The 22413-nt window shown below is 69.9% G+C and carries 22 protein-coding genes; 4 read left to right on the forward strand and 18 right to left on the reverse strand.

The genetic code is table 11. From position 1 onward, the window contains the following. Positions 1–2 precede the first annotated feature (2 nt). The 3 genes from rdgB to ACGLYG10_RS08935 all read left to right on the forward strand — a co-directional run bounded on the left by rdgB (position 3) and on the right by ACGLYG10_RS08935 (position 2304). Entirely contained in the window at positions 3–713 is a 711-nt protein-coding gene (gene rdgB / locus ACGLYG10_RS08925; protein ID WP_073330734.1) for an RdgB/HAM1 family non-canonical purine NTP pyrophosphatase, read from the forward strand. 834 nt (positions 714–1547) lie between these two features. Then, the gene (locus ACGLYG10_RS08930) at positions 1548–1994 is read left to right on the forward strand and encodes a hypothetical protein (protein ID WP_139240933.1); all 447 of its coding nucleotides are present in this window, start codon (positions 1548–1550) and stop codon (positions 1992–1994) included. After that, positions 1987–2304: a transcriptional regulator gene (locus ACGLYG10_RS08935; RefSeq protein ID WP_073330740.1), complete on the forward strand. Its 318-nt coding sequence runs from the start codon at positions 1987–1989 to the stop codon at positions 2302–2304. The genes ACGLYG10_RS08930 and ACGLYG10_RS08935 overlap by 8 nt, the downstream gene beginning before the upstream one ends. Positions 2305–2349: 45 nt before the next feature. Here ACGLYG10_RS08935 and ACGLYG10_RS08940 read toward each other — a convergent pair whose 3' ends face one another. From ACGLYG10_RS08940 to clpS, 5 genes are read right to left on the reverse strand one after another with little or no spacing between them, the layout of a single operon-like run. Next, a complete protein-coding gene (locus ACGLYG10_RS08940; RefSeq protein ID WP_073331377.1) occupies positions 2350–2832 on the reverse strand; it encodes a DUF3054 domain-containing protein in 483 nt (160 codons plus the stop codon). A 54-nt stretch (positions 2833–2886) separates the two neighbouring features. Then, positions 2887–3687: an MBL fold metallo-hydrolase gene (locus tag ACGLYG10_RS08945; protein ID WP_073330743.1), complete on the reverse strand. Its 801-nt coding sequence runs from the start codon at positions 3685–3687 to the stop codon at positions 2887–2889. Continuing rightward, on the reverse strand, positions 3684–4589 hold the full coding sequence (gene murI / locus ACGLYG10_RS08950) for a glutamate racemase (protein ID WP_244542654.1): 906 nt from the start codon (positions 4587–4589) through the stop codon (positions 3684–3686). The genes ACGLYG10_RS08945 and murI overlap by 4 nt, the downstream gene beginning before the upstream one ends. A gap of 31 nt (positions 4590–4620) precedes the next feature. Continuing rightward, positions 4621–5277 (reverse strand): DUF2017 family protein, encoded by a 657-nt coding sequence (locus ACGLYG10_RS08955; protein ID WP_073330749.1) that lies wholly within the window; start codon positions 5275–5277, stop codon positions 4621–4623. Beyond that, positions 5277–5639: an ATP-dependent Clp protease adapter ClpS gene (gene clpS / locus ACGLYG10_RS08960; RefSeq protein WP_073331380.1), complete on the reverse strand. Its 363-nt coding sequence runs from the start codon at positions 5637–5639 to the stop codon at positions 5277–5279. Before clpS ends, ACGLYG10_RS08955 begins: the two co-directional genes overlap by 1 nt. Positions 5640–5715: 76 nt before the next feature. On the opposite strand from clpS, the gene ACGLYG10_RS08965 reads away from it, so the two are divergent. Continuing rightward, positions 5716–7110 (forward strand): nicotinate phosphoribosyltransferase, encoded by a 1395-nt coding sequence (locus tag ACGLYG10_RS08965; protein WP_073330751.1) that lies wholly within the window; start codon positions 5716–5718, stop codon positions 7108–7110. Positions 7111–7211: 101 nt separating this feature from the next. On the opposite strand, the gene ACGLYG10_RS08970 is transcribed toward ACGLYG10_RS08965, so the two are convergent. The 13 genes from ACGLYG10_RS08970 to ACGLYG10_RS09030 form a co-directional block, all read right to left on the reverse strand. After that, positions 7212–8867, reverse strand: coding sequence for a DEAD/DEAH box helicase (locus ACGLYG10_RS08970; protein ID WP_432416225.1), 1656 nt, complete (start codon positions 8865–8867; stop codon positions 7212–7214). 158 nt (positions 8868–9025) lie between these two features. Continuing rightward, positions 9026–9406 (reverse strand): DUF3039 domain-containing protein, encoded by a 381-nt coding sequence (locus ACGLYG10_RS08975; protein WP_073330756.1) that lies wholly within the window; start codon positions 9404–9406, stop codon positions 9026–9028. Positions 9407–9623: 217 nt separating this feature from the next. Continuing rightward, a complete protein-coding gene (nagB, locus tag ACGLYG10_RS08980) occupies positions 9624–10361 on the reverse strand; it encodes a glucosamine-6-phosphate deaminase (RefSeq protein ID WP_073330759.1) in 738 nt (245 codons plus the stop codon). A 271-nt stretch (positions 10362–10632) separates the two neighbouring features. Next, entirely contained in the window at positions 10633–12357 is a 1725-nt protein-coding gene (locus ACGLYG10_RS08985) for a transporter (RefSeq protein WP_073330762.1), read from the reverse strand. Beyond that, complete coding sequence (locus tag ACGLYG10_RS08990) at positions 12333–13145, reverse strand: ABC transporter ATP-binding protein (RefSeq protein WP_073330765.1); 813 nt, start codon at positions 13143–13145, stop codon at positions 12333–12335. Before ACGLYG10_RS08990 ends, ACGLYG10_RS08985 begins: the two co-directional genes overlap by 25 nt. Positions 13146–13382: 237 nt before the next feature. Continuing rightward, on the reverse strand, positions 13383–13667 hold the full coding sequence (locus ACGLYG10_RS08995; protein WP_073330768.1) for an HU family DNA-binding protein: 285 nt from the start codon (positions 13665–13667) through the stop codon (positions 13383–13385). A 196-nt stretch (positions 13668–13863) separates the two neighbouring features. Beyond that, positions 13864–14553: an N-acetylmannosamine-6-phosphate 2-epimerase gene (locus ACGLYG10_RS09000; RefSeq protein ID WP_073330770.1), complete on the reverse strand. Its 690-nt coding sequence runs from the start codon at positions 14551–14553 to the stop codon at positions 13864–13866. 41 nt (positions 14554–14594) lie between these two features. Continuing rightward, positions 14595–15626, reverse strand: a complete 1032-nt coding sequence (locus tag ACGLYG10_RS09005; RefSeq protein ID WP_073330773.1) for an ROK family protein — start codon at positions 15624–15626, stop codon at positions 14595–14597. A gap of 1 nt (position 15627) precedes the next feature. Further along, positions 15628–16545, reverse strand: a complete 918-nt coding sequence (locus ACGLYG10_RS09010) for a dihydrodipicolinate synthase family protein (protein ID WP_073330776.1) — start codon at positions 16543–16545, stop codon at positions 15628–15630. Between the two features lie 156 nt (positions 16546–16701). Then, positions 16702–17538 (reverse strand): carbohydrate ABC transporter permease, encoded by an 837-nt coding sequence (locus ACGLYG10_RS09015; RefSeq protein WP_073330779.1) that lies wholly within the window; start codon positions 17536–17538, stop codon positions 16702–16704. 3 nt (positions 17539–17541) lie between these two features. Next, a complete protein-coding gene (locus tag ACGLYG10_RS09020; protein ID WP_073330782.1) occupies positions 17542–18429 on the reverse strand; it encodes a carbohydrate ABC transporter permease in 888 nt (295 codons plus the stop codon). A gap of 69 nt (positions 18430–18498) precedes the next feature. Further along, the gene (locus ACGLYG10_RS09025; protein ID WP_073330784.1) at positions 18499–19878 is read right to left on the reverse strand and encodes an ABC transporter substrate-binding protein; all 1380 of its coding nucleotides are present in this window, start codon (positions 19876–19878) and stop codon (positions 18499–18501) included. Between the two features lie 91 nt (positions 19879–19969). Continuing rightward, positions 19970–22210 (reverse strand): exo-alpha-sialidase, encoded by a 2241-nt coding sequence (locus ACGLYG10_RS09030; protein WP_244542635.1) that lies wholly within the window; start codon positions 22208–22210, stop codon positions 19970–19972. Positions 22211–22413 lie beyond the last annotated feature (203 nt).

The following is a 22413-nucleotide window of genomic DNA, read 5'->3' on the forward strand; positions in this document are numbered from 1 at the left end:
CCGTGGCACCTCAGCTCAAACCGGCGCAGGCCGCGACGCCGTCGGCCGACGGTTCGGTGGCCGTGCCCGTAGGTGCCCGGCTGGTGCTGGCCAGTCACAATCCCGGCAAGTTGGCCGAACTGCGCGCAATCCTGACGCCGCTGGTGGACGGACTGGCTCCCGAGCAGATCATCTCCTCGGCCGGACTCGGCACCCCCGAGCCGGTGGAGGACGGGCTGACCTTCGCCGCCAATGCCACGCTCAAGGCGCGCGCCCTGGCCCAGGCGACCGGGCTGGCGGCGGTCGCCGACGACTCCGGGCTGTGCGTGGATGTGCTGGGTGGGGCGCCGGGCATCTTCTCGGCCCGTTGGTCGGGCCGCCACGGCGACGACGAGGCCAACCTGCGACTGCTGTTGGGACAGCTTGCCGACGTCGCCGACCCGCATCGTACGGCGCGCTTCACCTGTGCCGCGGTGCTGGTAGTGCCTAGCCGGGACGGCGAGCCGGAATCAGTGACCGTGGTGGAGCGCTCCATGACCGGTCGGCTGCTGCACGCGCCGGTTGGCGCCGGCGGCTTCGGCTACGACCCGATCTTCGTGCCGGTTCAAGAGGACGCCCCGGGCGGTTCCGGGCGGACGACGGCGCAGATGAGTGCGGCGGAGAAGAACGCCATCTCCCACCGTGGCCAGGCCCTGCGCGCCCTGGCTCCCGCCCTGCGGGACCTGCTCGCCTAGCCTTGCCGGGACCGGCGTCCGCACCGAGGTCGGTCGAAGTGGAGCGCCAAGACACGAGCCTCAACCGGTTCTTCCGATTTGGCAGCGCTGTTCCGAGCGGCCGCACCCTCGAGTGCGAAGCGCTGGTCAGTGCTGGTTTCTGACCTTGGGGTGTGGTTTACGACTCCGGGGTGGTCGTGATTCGCACCCCAAGGTCGTAAATCGACATGGCGGTCGTCTCACGGGAGCACAGCCGGCCGGGGAACACGGGCCCCACCAACCCCGGGCCACAGGAGCAGGTCCCCGTGCCTGAAGCCCGGCCCACACCGCCGGGCGCGGGTCAGGTGGACTGCCGAGTGCGGCGTCGGAGGGCTCTGACTCGCGGGCCGTCAGGGCGCGGCGTCATGGGGGCGGCGTAGCGGGGTGGACGGTTCGTGTGTTCCGGTGACGGTTCGTCAGGTAGCAGCAACGGTTCGGCATGAACGACGACGGTTCGTACCCCTACCCCACGAACCGTCGCCGGATGTGCCGAACCGTCGACCAGAACATACGAACCGTCACCGGATGTGCCGAACCGTCGACCAGAACATACGAACCGTCACCGGATGTGCCGAACCGTCGACCCGAGCAGACGGACTGTCACTCCCAATCCACCGCGATTTATCGTGAGCACGCCCCGCCCACCCGTCACGCCCGCCGGGACGCCGGAACCGGCCCCGCCGGACGGGTGCTCGTCGCCGAGCGCGCGCCGCCCCGCTCTCAAACCGGAAAGACCACTCAACCAACAACACAACACCCCTTGCTTTCCAACACGGAAAACATAATACTTTCCACATCGGAAAGTGAGGTGTAGTCGTGTCCTCATCCCCATCGTCAGCCATGTCCCCCAACGAGGCGCGCAGCCGCCTGCGCGACGTCGCCGCCACCGAGCGCGCTGCCGCGCAATGGCATCCCGCCACCTGGGCGGTCGCGTTGTTCGCCATTGCCTTCGGCACCACGCTCGGCGCCCTACTCACCGAGCACTACTGGGTGCTGCTCGGCGGTCTCGCCGCACTCGTGCTCATACATGTACTGCTGCGGAACCAACTCCTCCGCCCCGGGGTCCGCACCCGAGACGATCTGATCGGCACCGACCGGCAGTGGTGGAAGCGGAACAGCCTGACCGCGTGGGTTCTGGTTGTAGGCGCTGTCATACGGGGGGCGTCTATACATCCGGTGCTGATCGGCGTGCTCGTGCTGCTCGCTACCGCTCACGCCTGGTACTGCGCCGCCGTGGTCTGGCCGGAGGGCAGTCGTGCTTGACCCCGTGATTCACCCGCTGAGCCGCCTGCGGATCTGCGCGACACTCAAGTCCGTCGGGGCCGTGAACGACGGCGCCCTGGTGTGGACCGGTACCGAGATGAAGTTCTCCGCGCTGCGTGACGCGGTTGGTCTGTCCGATGCCAGCCTGTCCAAGCAGCTCAAGGCGCTGGAGGAGGCGGACTACATCCGCCGCCACCGCGACTACGGCGTGGTCCGTTCCATGGACGTCGTCTGGGTGTCGCTCACCCCGCGCGGTCTGAAGGCATTCGAGGATCACGTCGCCGCGCTGCGAGAGATCGCCGGAGATTGACACCGGTTACTTCCTCGGCACGCCACCGGTGCCGGTTGCAGTGTGCTACTCGTGCCGGTCGCGGCGGGCTTGGGCATCCAGACGCCGCTGCACGCCCTTGGGGACCAACGAGTCGTGCGCCTTGACGTAGCCGTACAGGCAGCGCCAGCCGCCGCAGAAAACCACCAGGAATGCGGCCAGCATCACCGCGAACGACGCCACCCCACCGGCTCCGGGAATTGCGCCGACAGCAGCACCCCAGGCATACAGGCCCGTCCACGCCGCCCAGGTCAGCGCAATGATCCAGCCGCCGTCCGGCCAGCCCACCTCCAGGTGGTCGCCGGGACGGCGCACCAGCCACGTGACCGCCCAGGCGACGACGACGGCCGCCGCGCCGCGAACGAGCAGTCCGGGCGCCTGAGCCAGGTCATGCGCCGACGCGGCGGCGAAGCAGGCGATCAGTGCAACCGAAATCGTGTCGGCCAGCACCACCAGCCACCAGCGGGTGCGGCGCCCGCGCGTCCAGGGCCGATCCGGCCCGTCGGGCACCGGCGGCGTGTAGCTGATACTACGGGGCTCGTCTCGCGGCGATTCCTGCACGGCTCAGAGCTCCCAGCAGGCGCCGGGAGTGGCGGCCGCCAGCGGGCCGTCGTAGACGGCGGCGGCCTCGGCCACCGGATCGTCCGGGTCGGTCCAGGGCTGGATGTGGGTGAGCACGAGCCGACCGGCAGGACGGCGACCGCCCCGCCCCGAGGTGCCCGCGGCAAGCTCCCCGGCGCGCCGGCCGGTCAGGTGAATGCCGCGCACGGCGTCGCGTCCCTCCAGGAAGGCGGCCTCGGACAGCAGCAGGTCGACGCCGTCGGCCATGGCCTCAATGCCCTCGCACAGGTCGGTGTCGCCGGTGAAGGCCAGGGTGACGGGGTTGCCGTCGCGCCCGGGTCCCTCCACCCGGTAGCCGAAGGCGTCCACCGGGTGCAGTGCCGGGAACGGGGTGATGGTCAGCGGGCCGACCTGCACGCCCTGCCCCGCCGAGACGGTGCGGAAGGAGAACTCGGTGGCGTAGGTCTCCTGCGCGGGCGTGCCGTCGACGCCGTTCAGGCGCGGCAGCAGCTCTCCCGGGCCGAGCGTGAGCACCGGGTCCAGGCGTCCGGCGGGGTTCCAGCGGCGGAACACGTGCATGCCCACCAGGTCAACCATGTGGTCGGCGTGGCAGTGGGAGATGGCTATGGCGTCCAACTCGGCCGGGTCCAGATAGCGCAGCAACTGGCCCATGGCGCCGGGGCCGAGGTCGAGCACGACCGACCAGGTGCGTCCGGCGGCGTCGTCGGCCTGCACCAGGTAGGAGGAGGCGACGGCGTTGGGACCGGACATGGAACCGGTACAGCCGATGATGGTTAGCTTCATGCGGGATCCTCGCTCGAATTGGGGACAAGGGCGGGGTCTGGTGGGGCGACGGCGGGGGCCGACTCGCCGGCGTGGGCGAGCGGAACTTCGGGTCCCGGGGCGACGGCGGCCGGGGTCGGCTCGACGCGGCGGACGCGTCCGACCTCGGGGCCGAGGAAGCGGCGGGCCAGCACCGCGAAGGAGTCCGGGTCGCCCGTGGCGCGGAACTCGTGGCGGGGGGCGGGGGCATCGGGGTCGCGCAGCAGGTCGCGGCGGGCGAGCTCGCGGTAGACGTCCTTGGCGGTCTCCTGGCTGGAGGTCACCAAGGTGACGTCCTCCCCCATGACGTAGGAGATGGGACCGGCCAGCAGCGGGTAGTGGGTGCAGCCCAGGATGAGGGTGTCGACGTCCGCCGCCTTGACGGGGGCGAGGTACTCCTCGGCCGTGGCCATGACCTCCGGGCCCGTGGTGATGCCGCGCTCGGCCAGCTCCACAAAACGCGGACACGCCTGGGAGAACAGGTGCACGCCGGGAACGGCGGCCAAGGCGTCGGCGTAAGCGTTGGAGTCGACGGTGCCCTGGGTGGCGATCAGGCCGACGCGCCCGTTGCGGGTGACGCGGGCGGCGGCGCGCGCGGCCGGGTGAATGACCTCCACCACGGGCACGCCCTTGTCGCGGGTGTAGCGGCTGCGGGCGTCGTGCAGGACGGCGGCGGAGGCGGTGTTGCAGGCGATCACCAGCATCTTCACGCCGGAGTCGACCAGCTCGTCCATGATGCTCAGGGCCAGGCGGCGCACCTCCTGCACCGGGCGCGGCCCGTAGGGGGTGTTGGCGGTGTCACCGATGTAGAGCACCTGTTCGCCGGGCAGCTGGTCGATGACCGCGCGGGCCACGGTCAGGCCGCCGACGCCGGAGTCGAACATCCCGATGGCCGCATCATTCACAGCGCCGAGACTATGCGGCTCCATCGTCGTTCAATAGCACGGCCACCAGTGATTCCTGCCACCAGGAGAGCATGTCGTAGGACAGCGCCATGGCCCGGTTCCAGCGCTGCCGCTCCCCCTCGCCGGCGGGCGTCTCCTCCCAGGCGAGGGCGTGCACCTGTTCGGCCGCGTCGGCGGAGTCGATGTCCAGCCGCTCGGCGAGCACCAGGCGGGCGTCGTTGAGGGCGCCGAGCCAGCGGCCCTCCTGCCCGGCGTGCACCAGCACCGCCCCGCCGGGACCGGTGGGAGCGAGCAGTTCGTGCACCACGTCCTCCATGCGGGAGCGCTTATCGTCCCGCAGCTGGGAGCGGGTCAGGGCGGCCACCTCGACGGCGACGTCCGGGTCCTCGGAGGCGTCTGGCAGGAGCACGTCCAGCAGCGGGGCCAGGGAGGCGGGGACCGAGCTGGGCGCTCCGGCGTCGGCCGGCTCGGGCTCGAAGTCGAGGGCGGCGAGTACATTGCCGTCCCGCGAGCTCTCACCCGGACGCGGGGCGGGGTGCTCCGCGGCGGCGGGGGCGTCGGCGCCGAGCAGGTCGGCGATCTGTTTGAACAGTCCGGCCAGGTACTCGCGCTCCCACGGTTCCAGGGCGCTGGCCCAGCCCTCGGCCTCGGGGTGGAAGGCGCGCATCAGGCGCCACCTCCGTCCGGGCCGCCCGCGCTCGGGCCGGAGTCGGCGTCGTCGTCGGCGAGGGGCTCGATGGTGGCGTGCAGGCCGTAGGAGTGCATGGCGGTGACGTCCACCTCCATGCGTTCGCGGGCGCCGCGGGAGACGACGGCGCGGCCGGTGGTGTGCACCTGCAGCATGCGGCGACGGGCGAGCGGGATCGGGAAGCCGAAGTAGGTGTGGAACACCCAGGTGACGTAGTCCATCGTGTTGACGGGGTCGTCGTGCACCACCGTGCACCACAGGCGCTGGGCGGCGGTGTGGGCGTCAGACAGCGTCTGCGCCTCGGGGGCGGAGGCGGCGTCGACGGGCACTGCGGGCTGCATGTTTCCAGCGTAGTCGCGGTCGGATGCGTCGACCGGCCGGTTCCGCCGTGCGCCCGCCTGCGGTAGGTTGGCTGTCATGACAGTCAACCTACGGGACGTCCCCGCCCCGGCAACTTCCAGCACCGCGCTGCTCACGGACATGTACGAGCTGACCATGCTGCAGGCCGCGCTGCATGGCGGCGTCGCCGAGCGGGCCAGTGTCTTCGAGCTGTTCGGCCGCACTCTGCCCGCCTCACGCCGCTTCGGCGTGGTCGCCGGCGTCGGCCGACTCCTGGATGCCGTTGAGCGTTTCACCTTCACCGACGCCCAGATCGATTACCTGCACGCCGCCGGCATTGTCGACGACGACACCATCGACTACCTGCGCTCCTACCGGTTCTCCGGGACGATCCGCGGCTACGCGGAGGGCGAGTGCTACTTCTCCGGCTCCCCGCTGCTGACGGTGGAGGGCAGCTTCGCCGAGGCCTGCATCCTGGAGACGCTGGCCCTGTCCATCTACAACTACGACTGTGCCGTGGCCGCAGCGGCCTCCCGCATGACGATCGCCGCCCACGGTCGCCCCTGCGTGGAGTTCGGGGCGCGCCGGGCGCACGAGCGCGCCGCCGTGTCCGCGGCGCGGGCGGCAATAGTCGGCGGATTCGTGGGCACCAGCGACCTGGAGGCCGGCATGCGCTACGGCATCCCCACGGTCGGCACTTCCGCCCACTCCTTCACCCTGCTGCATGACACCGAGGAGGAGGCCTTCGCCTCTCAGGTGGCGAGCCTCGGTCCGGGCACCACCATCCTGGTGGACACCTATGACATTGAGCGCGGCGTCGCCCGCGCGGTGGCGGCGGCCCGGGCCGGCGGTGGCGAACTCGGCGCGGTGCGCCTGGACTCCGGCGACCTGGTGGCCGAGGCCTTCAAGGTGCGCGCCCAGTTGGACGCGCTGGGGGCGACGACGACGAAGATCACCGTCACCAATGACCTGGACGAGTACGCCATCGCCGCCCTGGGGGCCGCGCCGGTGGACTCCTACGGCGTGGGCACCAAACTGGTCACCGGCTCGGGGCGGCCGACGGCGGCCCTGGTGTACAAGCTCGTCGAGCGCGCCGACTCCACCGGGCAGATGCAGGAGGTCGCCAAGTTCTCCACCGGCGGCAAGTCGACCGTGGGGGGACGCAAGTGGGCCGGCCGGGTGCTCGACGCCGCCGGCTCGGCCACCGAGGAACTGGTCATCTCGGCGCGCTCCGAGGCCGCCGGGCTGGCCGCCCTGGAGCAGGCCGGGGCCCGGCCGCTGCAGGTGGATCTGGTACGCGACGGCGTGATCGTGGAGGAGCACCGCGGCCCGGATGCGCTGGCGGCGGCCGCCGAACGCCACCAGGTGGCACGCGCCGAGCTGCCCTACGACGGCTGGCGGCTGAGCGAGGGCGACCCGGCGATCCCGACCCGCCACGTGGACATCGACCAGCGGCAGCCGCTGCGCGGCTGACCCGGATCCGCAGCCGACGGCTCGACCGGTCTGGCGCCGTCGCCGCGCGCCCCACGGCGTGCTCGCGGCGGCGTCGGGCCCGGGCCGCCGGCTAGTGGTTTTCAGCGCCGCCCGACGAACCAGCGGCGCAGCGTCTCGATGCGCTTGTTGATCTGCTCGGTGGTGGCCTGGGCCACCTCCGGGCCGCCGCATACGCGCCGCAGCTCGGTGTGAATCACCCCGTGGGGCTGCCCGGAGCGGCGCGCCCAGGCGCCCACCAGTTTGGACAGCTCCTTGCGGGCGGCGGCGCGCTGGCGGGCGTCGTCGACCCCGGAGTTGGCGCGGCGCTGTTGCTCGGCCGCCTGCTGCCGCTTCTGCTGTTTGATCTGCTGGCTCTGTCGTTGGCGCAGCAGTGCGGTGACCTGCTCGGGCTCCAGCAGGCCGGGCAGGCCCAGGTACTCCTGCTCCTCGGGGCTGCCCACCATGGCGCCGGTGCCGAACTCGCCGCCGTCGAACAGGACCCGGTCGAACTCGGCGGTGGAATCCATCGCCTCGAACCCGCCCAGCAGGTCGTCCGAGGCGTTCTCGGTCTTGTTGGCCTCGGCGATCAGCCGGTCCTCCGGGGAGCCGAACCGGGAGTCCTCCCCCGCGCCCCGCTTACCGAGCACGTGATCGCGGGCGGCCTCCATCTCTCCGGCCAGCGCCAGCAGCGGGGTGACCGACGGCAGGAAGACGCTGGCGGTCTCCCCCTTGGCGCGTGAGCGCACGAAACGGCCGACGGCCTGGGCGAAGAACAGCGGGGTGGAGGCGGAGGTGGCGTACACGCCCACGGCCAGCCGGGGCACGTCCACTCCTTCGGAGACCATGCGCACCGCCACCAGCCAGCGGTCGTTGGAGGCGGCGAAGGTCTCGATGCGGCTGGAGGCGCCGGAGTCGTCCGACAGGGCGATGGTGGGCGCCTGCCCGGTGATGGCGCGCAGCTGCTTCGCGTAGGCGCGGGCGGAGTTCTGATCGGAGGCGATCACCAGGCCGCCGGCGTCGGGTACCTGTCGGCGTACCTCGGTGAGCCGCTGGTCGGCGGCGGCCAGCACGGCGGGAATCCACTCCCCGCTCGGGTCCAGGGCGGTGCGCCAGGCCTGCGCATCCATGTCCTTGGTCAGCGGCTCGCCCAGCCGGGCGGCCACCTCGTCGCCGGCGCGGGTGCGCCAGTGCATCTGCCCGGAGTAGCTCATGAACATCACCGGCCGCACCACGCCGTCGGCCAGGGCCTCGGCGTAACCGTAGGAGTAGTCGGCCCGGGAGCGCTTGATGCCCCCGGCCTCCTCGGTGTAGGTGACGAACGGGATCGGCGACTCGTCGGAGCGGAAGGGCGTGCCGGTCAGGGACAGGCGGCGTCGGGCGGGGGTGAAGGCCTCGCGGATGGCGTCGCCCCAGCTGCGGGCGTCGCCGCCGTGGTGGATCTCATCGAGGATCACCAGGGTGCGGGTGCGGTCGGTGCGGGCGCGGTGCAGGTTGGGGTTGGCGGCCACCTGTGCGTAGGTGACGGCGACGCCGTCGAACTGGGACCCGAGCGCGCCCTGAGAGTTGGCGTAGGAGGGGTCGATGCGGATACCCACCCGGGCGGCGGCCTCCGCCCACTGATACTTCAGGTGCTCGGTGGGGCACACGACGGTCACCTTGTGCACGTCGCCGGCGGTGAGCAGTTCGGTGGCGATGCGCAGCGCGAAGGTGGTCTTGCCGGCGCCGGGGGTGGCGACGGCGAGGAAGTCGCGCGGCATCGCCTCCAGGTACTGCTTGAGGGCGGCGGCCTGCCAGGCGCGCAGCGGCCGCGTGGTGCCCCAGGCGGCGCGCTGCGGGTAGGCCGGGGAGAGGTTCTCCGCGGCGAAGATGGAGGGCTGGGTCGGATGGTGCTGGGACTTGGAACGGGGTGCGGGACTCACCGACCGCCTCGTCCGAACGGGAAACGCGGGCGCTTGGGGCCGGAGCCGCCCTGGTCGCCGTTGCCGCCGGGGCGCATCTGCTCGTAGATCTCCTTGCAGGTGGGGCACACCGGGTACTTCGACGGATCGCGGCCGGGGGTCCACACCTTCCCGCACAGGGCGACGACGGGGCGGCCGGTGGCGGCCGCGGCGGCGATCTTGTCCTTGCGCACGTAGTGGGCGAAGCGGTCTGCGTCGCCGTCGTCGGTGGACTTCAGCTCCTCGCGTTCGAGGACGGCGGTGCCGGCGGACTGTGCGGGCTCGCCGGCCGGGGTGCCGGGGGAGCCGGGGCCGGCGGGGTCGGTGCTGGCCTGGAGCCAGGCGGTGAGCTGACGCATGGCCCCTAGTGTATGCCGCCGTGCAGGTGCGGCCGCGGGCCGCGGCTGTGGCGACTCTCTCCTTCGGGACCGGCCCGGACCGCGGCGATTCCGCGCCGGCAGGAGGCACAGAAGGGACGAGCGCGGGTGCGGCCGCGGCAGCGGAGGCGCAACCTGGACAGGCGGAGGCGGCACCCGCCGGACGGATGCCGCCTCCTACAGGTCGGTGCTGCTTGGGTCAGTGCTGCTTGAGCAGGCCGGCGGCGGCGTGGTCGACGAGTACCAGCGCGTCGGGGTGGTTCTGCATGACGGTGGCCGGCCAGTCGGGGGTGATCTCGCCCTCGACCAGGTGGGCGATGGCCTCGGCCTTGTTGGCGCCGGTGGCGATCAGCACCAGCTTGCGGGCCTTCATGATGGTGCCGAGTCCCTGGGTCAGGCAGTGGGTGGGGACGGCGTCGATGTCGCCGTCGAAGAAGCGGGCGTTGTCCGAGCGGGTCTGCTCGGTGAGCACGTCGACGTGGGTGGCGGAGTCCAGCGGCCCGCCGGGCTCGTTGAAGCCGATGTGTCCGTCGGCGCCGATGCCCAGGATTTGCAGGTCGCAGTATCCGGCGGCCGCCATCTGTGCCTCGTAGTCGGCGCAGGCCTGCTCCAGGTCGTCCGCGAGCGCGTCGGGGCCGTGCAGGGCGCCGGGGGCCATGTCCACCCGCGAGCGCAGGTTGCGCTCCATGAAGGTGGCGTAGCGCTCGGGGTGTCCCTCGGGCAGGCCGACGTACTCGTCGAGCATGAAGCCGGTGACGTCCTTGAAGGAGATGCGGCCTTCCGCGCAGCGGCGGGTGAGCTCGTCGTACAGGGGCAGGGGGCTGGAGCCGGTGGCGGTGCCGAGGACGGCGTTCGGCTTGTCCTTGAGCAGGGATTCGATGACGTCGGCGGCGCGGGAGGCGATCTCTTCGGCCGTGTCGAGGATGACGAGCTCCATATTGGTTCCTTAGGGTTTTGCTTCCGGCGGCGGACCTAGCGACCTCATCCGTGAGGCCGACGGGCGGCAAGCCCGTGTCGCGCGTCAATGCTACGGCGTGAGGGAACGGGTTGCGGGAAGGCGGGCCCTTGAGGTTGGAGCACAATGCACAATGCCGGCGCGAGACCACGTGTCCTACCGACGTCTCCCACTCACGTCTCTGCCACACGTACCACTTCCCGCCACACGTACGCGTTTTGGAGCTTTCCCCGGGTTTAGCCCGCGGCGACTGTCAGACCGCATCGTGGCCGGGCCAGGAGCGGATGGTGGCGAGCACGTGCGCGTAGCGCTGGTCCAGCAGACGACCGCCCAGCACCGCTCCGTACCAGGCGGCTCCCCCGCCCCACAGCGCCCCGCCGACCAGCAGCAACCAGCCCCAGCGCCAGGCCTCCTGCATCACCACGACGATCAGCGGCACCAGGACCGGCAGGCAGACGACGCCGATCACCAGTACTCCCAGCATCTGCAGCAACGCCACAATGAAGGCGGTACCGGAGGTGCGCGACTTCATGGGGCTCTCCCCCGGCGGGTTCGTCTCATAGGGCAGCAGCACGCTGGTCAGGCTCGACCAGGCCAGGGCGACGCCGTACACGCCCAGACCCGCCCCCAGGTAGGCGGGCGCCTCGCGCCAGTTACCGGTGAGCCAGCCGCTCACCAGTATGAGGGTGGCGAGCAGGGGCAGCTGCCACATGGCCGCCGCGAGCTCCCTGCCCAGTCTGTCGCAGCGGCCGGGCAGCCCGGCAGCCGCATGGGTCCACAGGGCCGTGGAGTCGAAGGCCAGGTCGTCGTGAATCATCCAGCCGCACAGCAGCGCGATGATCGGCCCGACGACGAATAGCACACCCGGCGCCTGCCCCGGGGAGAAGTCGACGCCGGTGAGCGTTATGGAGGTCTCCTCGGCGGTGGAGCTCATGACGGTGGAATAGTTGGTGGCGGCCATCCCGGTGAACACCACGACGAGTAGGAGGGTGGTTGCCACCTGTACCAGGTAACGCGGGTCCGAGCGCCAGTAGCGCAGGCAGCGGGCGGCCACGGCCGCCGTCGGCCCGGAGCTGGCCCGCTCGAGTCGGCGCTGCCAGGGCAGCACGTCGAGTCCTTCGGCGCCGTCGCCGGCCTCCTCGATCCCACGCGCATGGTAGGCGTGTGAGCGCGTCCGCGTTTGCGCGGGCCCCGTCATGGCCCGTACCACGACCCGGTGCCAGATCGGGGCCAGGAGCAGCGGCAGCGCCAGGGCGCCCACGGTCAGCACCGCCGCCGTCGCCACGCGCCCTTGAGCGAGGTAGCCGGGGGCCGCAAGGGCCCAGCCGAAGGGCGTCAGGCCCAACACGCGCGCGATCCTGGCGAGGCCCCCGAACTCCAGTCGCTCCATGTCCAGCAGGCTGTTCACCAGGGAGGGCAGCAGTGCGAGTGCCATGACGGCGAAGAAGCCGACGACGGCGAGCAGGTCCCGGCCGCGCCGGGAGGAGACTCCCGCGCGCACGACGACACTGCGTCCCAGCAACACACAGGTCGCCAGGGTGGGAGGGGCGAGCAGCAGCGCGAGGATGGCGGCGCCCGCACTCCCGGCCACCGCCCAGGTCAGGACCGGGATGAGCAGCACCAACCCGGTGATGATGCCGGGCAGCCCGCAGGCGCCGGCGACCGCCAACCCCGTGCTCAAGGCCCGGGAGGGCGCCGTCCAGGCCGCGATGGCGCGCGGGTCCAGAGTCGCGTCGACACCCGTGAACAGCAGGGGCACCACCGTCCACCCGATGGTAACCACGGCACCAAGAGCCCCCGCCACCAGGGTGACGGTTGCGGGATCGAGGCGTCCCAGCGCTACGGCTCCTAGCAGCAGCGGCGCCAGCATCCCCAGTGCGCCGGCGGCCCCCAGAAGCAGGCCGACGGTGGCCCAGATGTTGTTGCGCAGCGCATTGAGGGTGATCCGCCACCTCAGTTGGACGAGGGTCGCAACCATGACAACTCCTCCTGCGACACCTGCGCTCCCACGAGCTGGGCGAAGCGGTCCTCCAGGTCGGCGCCCGCGGCCACTTCGGCGGTGGTGCCCGCCGCGACGACGCGGCCCCGATCGATGATCGCCACGTGCGTGCACAGACGCTGCACCGTGGCCATGACGTGGCTGGAGATGACGACGGTGCCGCCGGCGGCGGCGAAGTCGGTGAGGATCTTCTGGATCGTCTTGGCGGAGATGGGGTCGACCGCCTCGAAGGGCTCGTCGAGTACGAGCACGCTGGGCGAGTGCACCAGGGCGCAGGCCAGGTGGACCTTCTTGCGCATGCCGGCGGAGTAGTCGGCCACGAGGGTGGTGCCGGCGTCCCACAGGTCCAGCACGTGCAGCAGTTGCGTGGCACGGGGAACCACGACGTCGCGGGGCATGCCGCGCAGCAGGCCGGAGTAGGTGACCAGTTCCAGGCCGCTCAGGCGGTCGAAGGTGCGCAACCCGTCGGGCAGCACGCCGAGCAGGGCCTTCGCGCGGGCGGGCTCGGCCCATACGTCCACGCCGTGGACCAGGGCGCGTCCGGAATCGGGTAGCAGCAGGCCGGTCGCTATGGACAGCGTGGTGGTCTTGCCCGCCCCGTTGGGGCCGACGATGCCGTAGAGGCTGCCGGCGGGAATGGCCAGGGAGAGCAGGTTGACGGCGATCTTTGGGCCGAAGGCCTTCGCCAGGGAGTCGAGAAACAGGGCGGGGCAGGGGCCGGGGACGGCGGGCCCACCCGGGGGCGGGAGCGGCGACGGGGCGGTCATGACTCGAAGGTATCGGGGCTGGCGCAGGCCTCGGCTCATCCGGCAGGAGGAACCCGGTCCCGGACCGTCACAGGGACCGGCCTCGGCAGGCAACAAGTGCGGGTCTCGGTGAGGGGGCAGGGGTGGCAGGGAACGGGTACAACGAAGGCGCGCCGCCCGTGTAGGACGACGCGCCTTATCCGTTGGCTTCCGCGGGCCGCCGTTGGCGGGCCCGCACGCCCCGGGTTCCCTAGGGGGTCACTTGCCGGAGGCGGCCTTCTTCAGGGCGGAGCCGGCGGTCAGCTTCACGCCGTAGCCGGCCGGGATCTGGATCTCCTCGCCGGTGCGGGGGTTGCGACCGGTACGAGCGGCGCGCTCGACGCGCTCGACACCCATCAGGCCCGTGATCTTGACGGCCTCGCCCTTGGTGACGTTCTCAACGAGGACGTCCTGGAAGGCGCCGAGGAAGGCGTCGGCGTCGGTCTTGGTCAGGCCGGCCTTCTCAGCGATGGCGGCAATGAGCTCGGTGCGGTTGATGGACATGTATCTGCCTCTCGGTTGGTGATTTGGACGTCTAGGTGACGGTTGGGCACCTTGGAGCGGTGCCGCTGGCCGTAACGCTATGCATAAATGGGGCGATTTGTCAGATACGACGGCGTTTTCCTCGGCGTGGCGTACCGTTTTGTGGCCCACAACAAACACTTCGGCCGCACTCGTCACACGCGCCCCACGGGTCCCGTCATCGGTGGGCGACGGCGTCGACGAACCAGGAGGTGATGGTCGTCGGGTGGGTGATGGCGGTACCGACGACGACGGCGAAGGCGCCGTGGTCCATGGCGGCTGCCGCCTGGGCGGGGGTGTGCACTCGTCCCTCGACCACCAGCGGCACCTGCGCGATCGCCGCCACCTGGTCCACCAGCTCCAGGTCCGGCCCGGTGGTGGGGGGACGCTCACCGGTGTAGCCGGCCAGGGTGGTGCCCAGGATGTCGGCGCCGGCGTCCTGGGCGGCTCGGGCGTCGTCCAGGCTGCCGCAGTCGGCCATGACCAGCACGCCCGGGCGGGCGGCCTTGAGTGCGGTGATCGTCTGGGCGAGGCTGCGTCCGTCCGGGCGTGGACGGCGGGTTCCGTCCAGGGCGACGATCTGCGCGCCGGTGGCGGCCACGGCGATCGCGTGGGTGAGGGTCGGGGTGATGAACACCCCGCCCGCACCGTCCTTCCACAGTCCGATGACGGGCACGTCCACGTGCTGGGTGATCAGGGCCAGGTCGGCCAGTCCCTGGGCGCGGATGCCGACGGCGCCGCCGGCGACGCAGGCCTGGGCGACCTGGTCCATGGTGCGGGGATCGCGCATGGGCTCGCCGGGATAGGCCTGCGCGGAGGCGATCAGTCCGCCGCGCAGACGCTCGAGTACGGGGTCAAGAGTGGTCATGGTGCCTCCTGATTCGCGCAGGTGTTTTGCGGTGGGTGGGCTCAGCGGGCGTCCGCCAGGCGTTGGGCGGCCTGGTGGGCGGCGCCGACGATGGGCGCCGTCGTGCCCAGGGCGGCGGGCAGCAGCTGCAGCTCCGTGGCTACCGGCTCGACCAACTCGCGGCGCACGGTCTCGCGCAGCGGCTCCCACCACAGCGGCCCGGAGCGGGCCAGCCCGCCGGAGATGATGACCCGGTCGGGGTCCAGGACGGTGACGACGCCGGCGATGGCCTGCCCCAGGGCGGTGGCGGCCTCGCGGTACAGGCGGCGGGCGTCGGGGTCACCGGCGCGAGCCAGGCGCTCCACGGCGAGCGCGCCGGTCACGTCCTGGGCGCCGGTGGCCTCGCAGAAGCGGCGGGCGATCTGCGGGCCGGCGGCGACGGCCTCGAGGTGGCCGGGGCGCCCACAGCTGCACCGCTCCCCCGCCGCCAGGGCGCTGGGCATGTGCCCCAGCTCCCCGGCCAGGCCGTGCGCCCCGTGGTGGACGCGCCCGTCCAGCACCACCGCCCCGCCCACGCCGGTGCCGACGGCGACGACCAGCGCGCAGGCGGCCCCGGCCCCGGCCCCGATCCAGGCCTCGCCGGCGGCGTAGGCATTGACGTCGTTGTCGACGTGCACCGCGGGCGCCCCGCCGTCCGGGCCGTGCAGGCCGGCTGCCTCCAGGCGCGCGGCCACGCCGCCGGCGATGTCGGTGCCCGCCCAGTCGGCGATGGCGTCGGTGGCGGAGATGACCGTGCCGCGCTCGGCGTCGATCACTCCCGCCGAGCCGATGCCGACCGCCGCCACCGGGCCGGGGCGCCGGGACGTCGGCGCGCCCGGGCCGTCGTCGGCGACGGCCACGATGAGGCCGGCGATGGCGTCGAGCATGGCGGCCGGACCGGCATGGGCGGGGGTGGGCACCTCCCGCACGCCCCCGCGCAGGGCGCCGTCGGGGGCGACGCGGGCGGCGGCGATCTTGGTGCCGCCCACGTCCACGCCGATCAGGTCCTCCGCGGTCGCGACCGGGCGGTCGGCCGGGCCGGCGACGGCGGGCATCTCAGATCAGCCCCTGGGCGCGGGCGATCGCCAGCACGCCGTCGCGGGCCTCGCCGTCCAGGGCCCGCACCGGGAAGGCCATGTCATTGGTGTCGATGGTGCCCTGGGCGGCCATGACGGTCTTGAAGGCGCCGATGCCGGTGGCGTCGCCGGAGCGGCCGCGCGGCACGTAGACGATCTCGAAGCCCGCGCACAGCTGGTCCTGAAGGTCGCGAGCCACGGCCCAGTTTCCGGCCTGGGCGGCCTCCCACAGCGCCACGTAGCGGCCGGGGTCCACGTTGCCGTATCCGGGCACGCAACCGTCCCCACCCAGCAGCAGCGTGCCGTCCACCACGCACTCGTGACCGGAGAGCACGGCCAGCGGGTGACCGGCGGCGGCGTTGGCGGCCACCAGCCGGCGGAAGCCGACGTCGTCGCCGGAGGAGTCCTTGACGCCGGCGAGCACGCCCTCCTTGCCCAGGGCCACGAGCAGGTCGCGGCCCAGCTTCTTGCCGTTCAGGCGCACCGGCACGTCATAGGCCAGCAGCGGCACGTTCAGCGCGGCGGCAATGGCGCGGAAGTGGTCGGCGATCTCGGCGGCGTCGTTGATCGCGTAGAAGGGGCAGGTGGCGACGACGGCGTCGACGCCGAGCACCTCGGCCCGCCTGGCCTGCTCGATGACCCGGTGCGCGGTGGTGTCGATGGCGCCGGCCAGCACGGGCACGCGCCCGGCGGCCCGCTCGACGACGGTGGCGATGACGGCGTCGCGCTGGGAGTCGGTCAGGTAGGCGACCTCGCCGGAGGAGCCGCCGACGAACAGGCCGTGCACGCCGGAGGAGATGAGGAAGTCGACGGTGCGGCCGAGGGAGTCCAGGTCGATCTCGCCGTGGTTGAAGGGGGTGACGACCGGCGGTATGACGCCGGTGAAGCGGATGTCCATGTAAAGCTCTCTCCATTGAAAATTGATCGGACGTCTGATGTCTGTTGTAAGTGTGCCAGATATGGAGCGCGCACGCCACCCACCGCCGCATCCGAGCGCTCCGATACGGATGGCGCGCCGGGCCCGGAGCAGCGTGCGCACCGAGCGACGGGGCGGTTACTTCACCGACCCTTCCGACAGTCCGCCGGCGATGTGCTTCTGGATCAGCATGAAGAACACCACCGAGGGGACGATGACGATCACCGAGGCGGCCATCATGGCGCCCCAGTCGAGTACCTCCGATCCCTGCAAGGAATACAGGCCAACGGCGACGGGCATCTTGTCGGAGTCCGTGATGAACAGCAGAGCGTAGAGGAACTCGTTGAAGGTGTTGATGAAGGTGTACACGGCGGTGGCGACGATTCCCGGCATGATGATGGGGACCGAGATCTGCCAGAAGACTCTGAACCTGCTGGCGCCGTCGACGGCGGCCGCCTCCTCTATCCCGATCGGAACCGTCTGGAAGAAGCCGATGAGCATCCAGATCGCGTACGGGATGGAGAACGACAGGTAGGCGATCACCAGGCCAACGTAGCTGTTCATGAGTCCGAGCTTGACCATCGTGACGGTGTACGGAATGGCCAGCAGGATCGGAGGGAACATGTAGGTGCTGATGAGGAGCTTGGTGAGCTGCCGCCCGACGCGGGGGAAGAACCGGACAATGCCGTAGGCGCCGAGCAGCGAGACCAAGACGGCGATGACCGTGGAGCAGCCGGCGATGAGCAGCGAGTTCTTCAGGTTCCTGAGGAAGCCGATCTCGGTGACGACCTTTCGGTAGTGCTCCAGCGTCGGAGACGAGGAGAACAGCTGCAGCGGGTTCTGGGCCAGTTCACCGGAGGTCTTGAATGAGGAGGTGATGACCCACAGCAGCGGGAACACCGCAATGAATGACGCAACAGTGAGCAGCGCATAGACACCTGCTACTCCCCACCGACTCTGACCAACGCGACGCATGGCTCAGCCCCTTTCTCGATTCCAACGGTTCATGATCTTGAAGGCGCCCACCGCAACCAGTAGCAGGAAGACCAGCAGAAGCACGGTGACGGTAGAGGCGACTCCGAGCTGCCGCAGGTTCCACCCCTCCTGATAGGCGAAGATCGGCAGGGTGGTCGTTCTGTTGCCCGGCCCGCCGCCGGTCAACAGGAACAGCATGTCGAAATTGTTGAAGATCCAGATCACACGGAGGATCACCAACAGGGCGATGACCTCCCGGATGTGGGTCAGGGTTATGAAGCGGAAGCGCTGCCACCCCGTGGCGCCGTCAACCATTGCGGCCTCGTACTGCTCCTGGGGAATCGTCTTGAGTGCAGAGAGGATGTTCACCATGAACATCGGTGTACCGAACCAGACGTTGATGGCCAGCACCACCCAGAACGTGAAGCTCGGGTTTCCCAGGAGAGCGATGTTCGCCTCCGTCAGCCCCGAGGCCGTCAGGAGATTCGGGACGACGCCATAGACGTCGTTGAGGATCCACTTCCACGCGAAGGCGGTGATGATGGCGGGAAACGCCCAGGGGACGATCAGCAGGGTCCGAAACAGGGCCGATCCCCTCGGTACGCGGTCCAGAGCGAGGGCGAGGATCAGGCCGGTGAACAGCTGGAACACGATCGACAGAGCCGTCCACTTGATGGAGACGCCGAAGGCGTTCCAGTAGTCCGACGACGTCAGGACGGCCAGGTAGTTCTTGAGCCCGACGACGTCGTAACTCGTGCGCAGGAGATGCTTGTCGGTGAATGAGAACCAGATGCTCGAGAGCACCGGGTAGATGAGCAGCGCGAGCACCACGACTATCGATGGGGCTACGAAGGCGATGCCAGTCCAGTTGAGTTGTTTGATGCGATTCATAGTCTCCGCTCCCGTCGGTGGTGGCGGGTGGGATGCACCCGCCACCACCTTCATGAGTCGGCTGCCGGCTCAGCCGATCTGGGCACCAGCCGCCTCGAAGGCGCTGTTCAGTTTGTCCTCGCAGTCCTTGGCCGCGGCCTCTATGTCCACGGCGTCGATGATCACAGAGTGGAACATCTTCTCGATCATGCCCTGACTGGTCAGGATGCCCGCTTGGACGAGCGGCCCCTCCTCCATGCCAATGGCAGAGCCGACACCGACCTGGTCTTGAATGACCTGGATCGAGTCGGAGTACTTGGTGATGGTCTCATTGTCCAGGTACTGCGAGTCCTCGGCGATGTCGGTCAGGACCGGCAGCATGCCGCCGGGGATGGCGTGAAGGAAGTCGATGTACTCGTCCTTTGAGAACAGGTACTCGAGGAAGGCCTTGGCCTCACGCTTGACCGCGGACGCCTCCCAGACCACCAGCGGGATGTTGGAGATCTCCGCCGGGTAGTTGACCGAGTCGGTGCGCTTCAGGCGCGGCAGTGGCGCGGCCGCGATCGACTCGCTGAGATCGGGGCGATTCTCCTGCACTCCGGAGATGTGGAAGCCGGAATTGAAGTCGAAGGCCGTCTTGCCTTGATAGAAGAGCGTGGCCTGGTCGAGTACGGAGTAGTCGAGGGAGCCCGACGGGGAGACGGTGCGGTACAGGTCGACCCAGTACTTGATTCCGTCGAGTGCGGCGGCGGAGGTGAGGTTCGCGGAGCCGTCATCCTTGAGCAGGCGCTCTCCCGCTGAACGCACGTAGAAGTTGAGGTAGCGGGCACCCAGCACGTCCCCGGCGCCCAGGGGCACGGAGAGGCCGTAGAGGTCGTTGGAGCGGCCGATCGTCTTGGCAGCCTCAGCCAGGTCATCCCAGGTCTCGGGAACGGACAGGGAGTATGACTCGAGCAAGTCCTTGCGGTACCACATCACCTGCGCGTGGGAGTAGATAGGCACGGAGTAGGAGATGCCGTCGGCCTGCCCCTCCTTGAGCGCGGCTTGCGGGAAGCGGTCACGGCCGATGGAGTCGATGATCTCGTCAAGGGGTACGAGAGCCTCGGCGTTGATCATCTCCACGACGTTGTTCGGCAGTGCGGTCGAGATGTCGGGGACCTGACCGGCGGTGAGTCCAGTGGTCCACTTAGTATTGAACTCGCCCCATGAGAACTGCTCGATGTTGACCGTGACGCCGGGGTTCTCGGTGTGGAAGGCGTCGGCCATCCGCTGCATCCAGTCGGCGCGGGCGCCCTGGGTGAACGAGGACCACATGGTCACCGTGCCGCTGAGCGGACCGGTTTCCTCGGATTCTGCGGAGCCGGAGGCGCCGCACGCAGCGAGCAGGCCGAGCATGCCGACGCCGGAAGCCGCCATGAATCCGCGTCGGCTGAATGCGTATGGGTAGGTCTGAGGGGTGGAAAGGAACATATTGCTTCTCCTTTGGATTGGACGTGTGCTGTTTGTGCTACGAGGTGAGCGACGAGCGCAGGGGGGGGCGGTCGCTCAGGGAAATCACGGGTCAGTCGGCGGTCTGCGCCTCCTCATTCACCTCGGCGGGGGCAAGGGGGATGCCGAAGAAGCTCAGCGGCAGGCGTGAGAAGTACAGGCCCTGGCACTCGTTCTCCCACAGGAGGCCGATCCTGCCGTCGGGCAGTTCGCACATGCACTGGTAGACGTAGTGCGCGGGGTTGAAAGTCCGGGACCGCTCCCACGATTGCCCCCCGTCCAGGCTCAGCCGGAGCACGCCGCAGCCGCGGTAGGGGAGCATGAGGGAGGCGTTGGCGAAGACAACCCGGTCCTCCCCCGCGGGCGAGGTGAGTGCCACGGCGTTGGGCTGGCACCAGATCTCCGGCAGGCTCTCATCAAAGGTGATTTCACCCCAGGTGACACCGCCGTCGGGCGACTCCGCAGTCGCCACGCGTCCGCGTGGATCCTGATTGCGCATGAGCATGAGCACGGAGCCGTCGGCCCGCTCGACGATAGTGGCCTCGTGCAGCGAGTACTGCTCATCGGTGAACTCGGCCGGCACGAGGGGGCCCGCAGGGGTGGGCCGCCCATCGTTCGGGCTGGAAGCCAGCGTCCAGGTCTCACCGTGGTCGTCCGAGTAGATGACGGTGGCGCACATGGCGAGCCAGTTGTGGTCGTTGTTGAAGTACACCGGGATCAAGATCCGGCCGGAGTTCGCACCGTGACGCAGGACGATTCCGTTTCCCGGGCAGGTGCCGAGGAATCTCATCCACGGCTCCTTGAGCGCATGGTTGAGGTCCTCCGGCTCCGACCAGGTGAGGCCATCGTCATCAGAGTAGACGTGCTGCAGGTAGGACGTCGGGATGGCGAACAGGGACTGTTCCGGGTCCGTCCCTGGCGCGAGATCGAGGTTTCCGGCGGGGCGCCCGGACCGGGTGATGTTGAGTGCGGCGTCCACCTGGAAGTCGGTGGGATCCCCCGCTGCCGTGTACACGGCGCCGTCGGCATCCACGTAGTAGCGCCCCATATCGAGGTCCCGAACCAGTCTGCGGCCCTTGGAGTCGAAGCCCGTGGACGCCCAGCAGTTGGGCTGGCCGATGCCGCCCGGGAAGTGGTCGACGAACACGTGGATCCTGCCGGTCGCCGGGTCCTGAACCATGCAGGAGTCGATGACGCAAGCGGCATCCTCCCCCGTACCGGGGCAGTCGATGACCGTCTGGAGCGGCCCCCAGGTCTCTCCCCCGTCCAGCGACCTGCGTACAACGAAATTGATGTCGTTAGGGGCGTCGTTGGCGTTGAATACGCGCTGGTCGGCCCCTGCGAGTATGGTGCCCGAGGTCAGCGTCAGGAGCGAGGGGATACGGTAGGAGGCGGAGTCGTGGAAGCCCCGGTCGAAGAGCGCGTCAGTCTGTATGGGCTCGACGCCGTGGAGCCGCTTGATCTGCTCATCGCCGAGGACCTGCTCGAAGATCGCGGCGCTTTGCACCTCCCCCGACAGACGGACGCCATGGCAGTCCTGGCCGATGACGATCTCATCGAGGCCGTTGATGTCGCCGAGGAAGAACTCGCCCGGCACATGGGCCTCTCGGTACCCGTCCACGTATATGTCCACGGCCCCGTGCCCGCAGACCACGGCCACACGGTGCCACTGGCCGTCACCCCATCTGCCCTGTGCGACGGCCTCACGGACCCGACCGACTCCGGCGACCGCGCGGTAGACGATTCCCGTGGGTGTCACCCGCAGCGATAGGCGTTCGTCGCCGGCGGCACCGGCGGCGAACAGGGTTCCCTCCTGCATGCGACCGCGCACGCGAAAACTCAGGTCGACGGCTCCCCGCCGCGTCTGGGCGAAACGAGCGACATCGAGTTCGTCCAGGCGGTTCGCAGCGAACTCCACAGCCGGCTGGGCGACTCTCGCACGGGTAATGACCTCCCGGGCGCTAGGCACGGATCGCGAGACGGTGAAGTCGGCGATCTCCGGTGTGCCGAGGTCACCGACCCGGACGGACGCGTCGGCGCCGAGATCACCCAGGAACGCCGTCGTCGTCGCGCAGAACGCCTGATAGCCGTCGACGTACAGGCGCGTGCCGCGCGCGGTCACGGTGATCACGGCGCTGTGCCAGTAACCGTCGGCCACCCCCCTGGTGTCCTCGGCCTCGATCAGGCCCCAGTTCCCGTCAACTGCGGCCTCGTAGACAAGGTAGCCGCCTTTGATCCGGGCGGAGAGCCTGCCGCGCACGCCGCCATCGATCTCTACGAGATTGCCATCGGCGGTGGCGCGGAAGTCGAACATAATGCTTCCCGTGGGCGCGCCGACAACCGTTTCCGCCAGTCCGCCATCATAAGAAGCCGCATACATTTGCTGTCTCCATTCTGAAAATAAGCGCAGTACCCCCTGGAAAATGGCTCCGGTATTAGGCGACACCGAGCGGGTACGCTCCAGGAAATCGCTGAGATCCGGTCAATACGGGCCGAGCACGGCGCCCGACGTCGTTC

The sequence above is a fragment of the Actinomyces glycerinitolerans genome, assembly GCF_900098745.1.
Classification (GTDB): domain Bacteria; phylum Actinomycetota; class Actinomycetes; order Actinomycetales; family Actinomycetaceae; genus Actinomyces; species Actinomyces glycerinitolerans.

Excerpts from the sequence above, each read along its gene's own strand:
- ACGLYG10_RS08945 (WP_073330743.1), bottom strand. The coding sequence starts at position 3,687 with ATGAAGCTAACCATCATCGGCTGTACCGGTTCCATGTCCGGTCCCAAC.
- murI (WP_244542654.1), bottom strand. The coding sequence starts at position 4,589 with ATGTTCGACTCCGGCGTCGGCGGCCTGACCGTGGCCCGCGCGGTCATC.
- ACGLYG10_RS08955 (WP_073330749.1), bottom strand. The coding sequence starts at position 5,277 with ATGCGCGCCTTCCACCCCGAGGCCGAGGGCTGGGCCAGCGCCCTGGAA.
- clpS (WP_073331380.1), bottom strand. The coding sequence starts at position 5,639 with ATGCAGCCCGCAGTGCCCGTCGACGCCGCCTCCGCCCCCGAGGCGCAG.
- ACGLYG10_RS08965 (WP_073330751.1), top strand. The coding sequence starts at position 5,716 with ATGACAGTCAACCTACGGGACGTCCCCGCCCCGGCAACTTCCAGCACC.
- ACGLYG10_RS08970 (WP_432416225.1), bottom strand. The coding sequence starts at position 8,867 with ATGCCGCGCGACTTCCTCGCCGTCGCCACCCCCGGCGCCGGCAAGACC.
- ACGLYG10_RS08975 (WP_073330756.1), bottom strand. The coding sequence starts at position 9,406 with ATGCGTCAGCTCACCGCCTGGCTCCAGGCCAGCACCGACCCCGCCGGC.
- nagB (WP_073330759.1), bottom strand. The coding sequence starts at position 10,361 with ATGGAGCTCGTCATCCTCGACACGGCCGAAGAGATCGCCTCCCGCGCC.
- ACGLYG10_RS08985 (WP_073330762.1), bottom strand. The coding sequence starts at position 12,357 with ATGGTTGCGACCCTCGTCCAACTGAGGTGGCGGATCACCCTCAATGCG.
- ACGLYG10_RS08990 (WP_073330765.1), bottom strand. The coding sequence starts at position 13,145 with ATGACCGCCCCGTCGCCGCTCCCGCCCCCGGGTGGGCCCGCCGTCCCC.
- ACGLYG10_RS08995 (WP_073330768.1), bottom strand. The coding sequence starts at position 13,667 with ATGTCCATCAACCGCACCGAGCTCATTGCCGCCATCGCTGAGAAGGCC.
- ACGLYG10_RS09000 (WP_073330770.1), bottom strand. The coding sequence starts at position 14,553 with ATGACCACTCTTGACCCCGTACTCGAGCGTCTGCGCGGCGGACTGATC.
- ACGLYG10_RS09005 (WP_073330773.1), bottom strand. The coding sequence starts at position 15,626 with ATGCCCGCCGTCGCCGGCCCGGCCGACCGCCCGGTCGCGACCGCGGAG.
- ACGLYG10_RS09010 (WP_073330776.1), bottom strand. The coding sequence starts at position 16,545 with ATGGACATCCGCTTCACCGGCGTCATACCGCCGGTCGTCACCCCCTTC.
- ACGLYG10_RS09015 (WP_073330779.1), bottom strand. The coding sequence starts at position 17,538 with ATGCGTCGCGTTGGTCAGAGTCGGTGGGGAGTAGCAGGTGTCTATGCG.
- ACGLYG10_RS09020 (WP_073330782.1), bottom strand. The coding sequence starts at position 18,429 with ATGAATCGCATCAAACAACTCAACTGGACTGGCATCGCCTTCGTAGCC.
- ACGLYG10_RS09025 (WP_073330784.1), bottom strand. The coding sequence starts at position 19,878 with ATGTTCCTTTCCACCCCTCAGACCTACCCATACGCATTCAGCCGACGC.
- ACGLYG10_RS09030 (WP_244542635.1), bottom strand. The coding sequence starts at position 22,210 with ATGTTCGACTTCCGCGCCACCGCCGATGGCAATCTCGTAGAGATCGAT.